Below are 5409 nucleotides of genomic sequence, written 5' to 3'. Positions count from 1 at the left end.
CGTCGGTCGAGGTGATAGTCTCTTGGACTTTACTGGTCAGTTGCGTCGTGGCGGCGCTTGTCTGAGCGACCCCCTTGATCGTCGCGTCGAAAGCCTCGGTCAACTTGGACTGGCGATCCGCAGCCTGTCCCCAGATTTCACTCAAAGCCTCCATGGGGTTTGTCCATGTGGCGATGGCTGCGACCAAGGCTCCCCCAGACCGGATCAGGCCCGCCATTAATTCAAACAGGGCGTTGAGCGGGAGCAGTACCGATCCTGCCGCCAGGCCCAGACCGCGCAACCCCATGGTCAGGATTTCCAGCCAGCCGGCGTCACCAGCGTTTTGGGCGGCCAGTGTGAAGGCGTTCTTCAGGCGCTCCCACGTGGGCACCAAGCCTTCTGTCTCGCCGTGCAGTTCCTGCAGACCCTTGGTGAACGACGGGAAGAAGTCGCGCGCTGCCAAGTTGCCTGACTCCACCAGTTTGACCAGTTCGGCGTCGGTGATTCCGAGCCCCTTGGCCGTCAAACTGAGCGCACCAGGTAGGGAATCCCCTAATTGCTGTCGCAGCTCNACCAGTTTGACCAGTTCGGCGTCGGTGATTCCGAGCCCCTTGGCCGTCAAACTGAGCGCACCAGGTAGGGAATCCCCTAATTGCTGTCGCAGCTCTTCCATGCTAACGACGCCCTTGGACGCTATTTGACTGAGTGCGTCCAGGGCCAGGGACGTGCGCTCGGCGCCGAGGCCCAGCGAGCCTGCGGCGCGGGTCAGCGAGGCGAACAGCTCGTTGCTCTGCTGCGCCGGTACGTTGGCCGACTTCATGGATGCCGAGAACTTGACGAACGAGTCGCTGAGGCCGCCCACCCCCACGCCGCTATCGTTGGCGGTCTTGCGTAGGAAATCCAGTTGGCTGGCGACGAGTGCGGTGTCTTTGTAGACAGCGTTCATGGCCCGGCGGAACGTGTCGAGCTGCACGACCGAGGCGATGAACTGGCGACCCATGTCCTTGACGCGCTCCACAATCGCGCCCACGGCGTCCGCGATCAGGTTGCCGGCCGCAATCTGGCCCAGCGAGTTCTTGAACAGGCCGGCCGCCTTGTCGGCGGTGGTCAGCGTGCCGGTCAGCTCGCGGATTTCCCGCTCCAGCACCTTGATCTTGTTCTCGCCCGCAGCAAAGGCGCCGGAGAGCTGTGCACCCGTCTGCCCGGCAGTGGTCGCCAGGGTTGCCATCGCAGCGCGTGTCTCGGCGATTTCCTGCTGGACGGCCTGCACCGAGCGCACGCCGAGCGTGCCGAAGGCGTTGTCGATGCGCTGGGCAGCCTTCTGGGCTTCGTCAGCGGTCTGCTTGACCTGGGTCTCGGCCTGCTCCAGCGCGTTCTCCCAGAACTTGACGTACTGGGCCGCCTGCAGCAGTTTCTGCGCTTCGGTGGCCTGCTTCTCGAAGGCGTTCTGGTTGGCGAGTTCACGCTGGGCCGCAGCCAAAATCTCGGTCTCGCGGGCCAGTTGCTGGGCGGCGTGGGCCGCGTTGACCAGGGCCTCGGCCTCTTTCTGCCAGGCATCGTTGGCCGCAGCCGCTTCGCGCTTTGTGGCCGCGTACTGCTCCGTGGCCCGCGCCGCATCGCGCTGGGCCAGTGTCTCGGCCTGCAGCGCCGCTTGGCCGCGTGCCAGCAGGTCTGCAACTGCCTTCTCTTCGATGGCGAGCAGGCGGTTGGCTTCTGCCATCTCGCGGAGCGCTGCGTTGCGCGCGTTTACGGTCTGAACGCCAGAGTTGAAGATCGCCTGCAGCTTGCCCTCAGCCGCAGCTACGTCTGCAGTGGACAGCCCCAGCGCCTCGGCCGCCGTGGTCGCCTGACGTAGCGCCTCGTTCTGCTTGTTCAGGGCGGTGTCCAGGCGTTCGACCTGTGCCGCGCTCTTCTTGTACTGGGTCTCCAGTTTGCCTTGCTCGGCCACGGCCGACGAGGCTTCGGCGTTGGCTGCCTTCTGGTTGGCGCGCAGCGTTACGAGTTCGACGTTTGCTGCGTTCTGAGCTTTGACCGCATCGGCCAGTTGGTCGCGGTAGGCTGCAGTGTTCTTCCCGGCCGCGTCGTATTCTGCCTTCAGGAGTCGCAACGCTGCCGTGGCCTCGGCTTGCGTGCGCTGACCCTTCAACAACTCGGCGTTGGCCTCGCTCTGCCGCTGGGTGGCCTTAGCAGTGGCATCACGCAACACCTCCAGCCGCTCGGCCATCTGCGCGGCGCTGTCGGCGGCGTCCACTTGGCGCGCGGCCAGCTTGTCGGTTTCCTCGCTCAGTTCCCGGAACGTGGTCAGCGCTTGGCTCTGCTCGCCCAGGCGGCCGATCTCGTCGGCGAGCTTCTGGAACTCAGGCGCCGCTGCGCCGCCGTCGCGCCCGAGAGCTTCAACCGCCTTCTGCAGTTCCTTGATACCGTCTTCACCGAGGGTCTCAACGCTCAGTTTGAGGGTTACATCACGATTCGAAGTAGCCATGGTGTCTTTCAGGGCTGGTCAGGCCAGTGGCGGTTGCCTTTGCGGATGTTCTCGGCTTCAGGCAGGACTTGGAGGTTGGCTTCGCAGTGCAGGCCGCGCACCGTCTTACCTTGCAGCGGTACGATGTGGTCCACGTGATACCACTCCCCAGTGAGCATGCTCAGGCCGTCGGCGGCCTCATAGAATTCCGCGATCTTCTTTTGGTCGGCCCATGTTGGGGTTGCTTGCAAAAGGGCCGCGCGCCATTTCGCCGAATGCATCGCCATCACGCCCGGGTTGGCGTCCCGCCACTTCTTGAAGATGGCCTTGGACTTTTCCAAGTTCGCGGCGCGCCAACGGCGCGACTTTTCATTATGGCGATCAAGCATCGACGCGCGACGGGCGTCGGCCTGTGCCTTGCGCTTCGCGCGGTTTTTCTCTTCCAGCGCGCGTCCCAGTTCAAGACGACGCGGGGCATACGCCGCGCGACTGATCGCGCGGAGTTCTTTGCGACGCTCGGCGTTGTTCTCTTCGTACCGCTTGGTGTACTCCGCAGCTTTTTCCGGGTGCTTCGCCATCCACTCGCGGTTTGTCGCCTTCGAACACTCTTTGCACCGGGACTGCAGGCCCGAAGGATTCTTGGTGGCTTTGTAGAATTCACTAGGGGTCTTGGTCAACCCGCATCGGGTGCATTTATGCATGACGATCCTTGAATGAAAAAACCCGCCAGGCTGAAGGCGCGTGGCGGGTTTGGGCTGCGGGCGGGCCCGCCACACCAGCAGTGCTTAGGCCACGGGGTCTTGGATCAACACCTCGTACGGAGCGTCCTTGCCGACCGGGGTCTTCAGTGTCCCCGTCAGGTTTACGTTCCCGAAGTCATCCGCCAGGAAGTCAAACTCGCTGTCTGGCGCCAGGATGGCTTCCCAGATCGTTGCCGTGCACTGGGTGCCGTCAGCTTGGTTGATACCGTCGAAAATGATTTCAACGCGAACTTCTGTGCGGGTGGAGCCCTTAACGTTCGTGCCCGTGGCACCGCTATGTGCGCAGGTAATGAAAACGTGGTCGTTTACCGCCAGAGCGCCCCCGGCCAGCGCCATGATCCAGCCCATGGGGCGGTTCAGTTTGTAGTCGGTGCCTTCGATCAGCGTGGCGCCACCAGTGGCCGCGTCTTCAACGGTAACCAGTGTGGCGAGATTCTTTTTGCCGATGGGGAGCCATGTGCCCACCTGTGTGACAGTCAGGTCGTAGCCCGTCAGCGTGCCGGAGGCTTCGGTGAACGCGGCAGAGGTTCCGAGGAAGGCCATGGTCAAGATGTCGCCGGTAACTTCCTTAAGCGCCATGGAGAACTCAGACGGTTGGGCGATGTTCACGCTCTCCAGCACCTGACCATAGTCATACCGGCCCTTGCTGGTCGATTGGATCGTTTCGACGCTGGGGGTGATCGAGAGACTGTCGGCGTAGATCGGCCCGACAAGACCTTGCTTTACGCCGTCCACCATACGGTTAAAGTAAACGTCGCCAGCGCCATTGAAGCTGCGTGCTGCCATGAGAAACTCCTTGAGAATGTCATGCCGCACTCACGGCAAGATCGGATTACAACGCTCGCAGTGTCATCGCACAGGGCGAATCGACCTCTGCGGCACAATTTCGGACTCAGGCTTCCAGCAGGTTCTCGGCGAACACCACCGTGATGTGCACGACGGCGAACACAATGTTCTTGCCATCGGCGCGGGGGCCGATGTCCTTCCCCCGGTAGCTCAACTTCGCTACGCGGCCGTTGGCCCCGCGCGCACCGGCAATCGGTCGTCGGGCCAGGTCGCTGGAGAACACCGCCTTCTTGATGTCCTTGATCGCGTCGTGCGCGGCATCGTTCGGGTTGTCCACGTTGCAGTGCACGTAGGCGCCGAGTACGAAGTCTTGCTCCAGGGTGATGTCCAGTCGGCCGCCGTCGTTCTCCTGCGGGCGGTCCTCACCCTCGATAAGCACGGCGTAGGGCACACGGTCCTCATCGTGCTTCAGGCGGCCCCGGTACACCGTGGTGCCGAGGTCGGTCTTGTAGCCGTTGGCCTTGGTGACGCCCTGCAGTACCGTGGTCAGATACTCGGCGATGTCGGAGGACTTCTTGAAGATGGCGGGGGTGGCGGTCATGGTTCGATGGCTTTCTGCAGCGCCAGGTCAACCTGTGCGGCGAGGGTGTCTTCCAGGTCGTCGGTCACATCGTTCACGATGCGCTCGACCTGGTAGGCGAACAGTTGATACACGGACGGGCCGTAGCGGTGGCGCAACTTGCCGTCGCGCGAACGCGCGAAAACGCCGAAGCCGTTGCCACCGGACTCGGTGCCTCGGTTCAGCGGGAGTAGGAAACCGCGCGGTACAAACCCGTCACTCGTTTGCCCACGGGTCACCTCAACGGTGACACCGACCTGCTTCTGGCCCGACGGGATGCCAAGGGCCTTGTTGCCCTTTCCGGGCCGCCCTTTGTTGTTCGCTACGATCACCGGCTTGGCGTCGTAGCGCCCGAGCACGGTGGTTGCGTTGCGCGCACCGCTGGCCGTGATCGACGCCACCGGCTTGCCGGGTGTGGCGCGCTGGAGCGTCATTCGACGCCGCAGATAATCGTCGGACAGGTTGATACCGGCGATCATCCGGTCGCGCGCCAGATCGTATGTGCGGTCCACCACCTCGTTCAAAGCGGTGACGGACGCGCGGCCAATCTCTTCGCCGCTGGCCTGCGCGAGTCGTTCTCCCAGTTTCACTACCTGGGAGGCGTCGATCTTGAGCGTGTAGTCGCGGGCTTTGGTCATGGCACCGTCGTCTCAATGACGATGTAGCGGCGGGAGTAGCCGTTGTCCTCGATCATGGTTTCGAGGCGGAACGAGCGGCCCGCGTGGGGCCCGGTTCCCGTGAATTTCAGAGAGTCCCCGCCTTTGGGGTTGTGCCGTTTAGCGAGGGTGATCACGTCGCTGTTG

General features: G+C 63.1%; 5 protein-coding genes. All 5 read right to left on the bottom strand.

Annotated features, from left to right (window positions below; translation table 11 throughout):
* A partial coding sequence (locus I6F10_RS20565) for a tape measure protein (protein ID WP_442960934.1) occupies nt 1–925 on the bottom strand: 925 nt, incomplete at its 3' end.
* Between the two features lie 1544 nt (nt 926–2469).
* Complete coding sequence (locus I6F10_RS19555; protein ID WP_114488108.1) at nt 2470–3018, bottom strand: hypothetical protein; 549 nt, start codon at nt 3016–3018, stop codon at nt 2470–2472.
* Between the two features lie 207 nt (nt 3019–3225).
* Nucleotides 3226–3987, bottom strand: coding sequence for a hypothetical protein (locus tag I6F10_RS19550; RefSeq protein ID WP_114488107.1), 762 nt, complete (start codon nt 3985–3987; stop codon nt 3226–3228).
* Between the two features lie 106 nt (nt 3988–4093).
* A complete protein-coding gene (locus I6F10_RS19545; protein WP_114488106.1) occupies nt 4094–4588 on the bottom strand; it encodes a hypothetical protein in 495 nt (164 codons plus the stop codon).
* The gene (locus I6F10_RS19540) at nt 4585–5244 is read right to left on the bottom strand and encodes a phage tail protein (RefSeq protein ID WP_114488105.1); all 660 of its coding nucleotides are present in this window, start codon (nt 5242–5244) and stop codon (nt 4585–4587) included. Before I6F10_RS19540 ends, I6F10_RS19545 begins: the two co-directional genes overlap by 4 nt.
* Nucleotides 5245–5409 lie beyond the last annotated feature (165 nt).

The sequence above is a fragment of the Pseudoalteromonas sp. SWYJZ98 genome, from assembly GCF_015864495.1.
Classification (GTDB): Bacteria; Pseudomonadota; Gammaproteobacteria; order Enterobacterales; family Alteromonadaceae; genus Pseudoalteromonas; species Pseudoalteromonas distincta.
Note: the sequence above shows the minus strand (reverse complement) of the source record. Positions and strands in the feature narration are given on the sequence as shown.

What these genes read in the sequence shown, in the direction of transcription:
- I6F10_RS19545 (WP_114488106.1), bottom strand. Translation starts at nt 4,588, where the DNA reads ATGACCGCCACCCCCGCCATCTTCAAGAAGTCCTCCGACATCGCCGAG.
- I6F10_RS19555 (WP_114488108.1), bottom strand. Translation starts at nt 3,018, where the DNA reads ATGGCGAAGCACCCGGAAAAAGCTGCGGAGTACACCAAGCGGTACGAA.
- I6F10_RS19550 (WP_114488107.1), bottom strand. Translation starts at nt 3,987, where the DNA reads ATGGCAGCACGCAGCTTCAATGGCGCTGGCGACGTTTACTTTAACCGT.
- I6F10_RS19540 (WP_114488105.1), bottom strand. Translation starts at nt 5,244, where the DNA reads ATGACCAAAGCCCGCGACTACACGCTCAAGATCGACGCCTCCCAGGTA.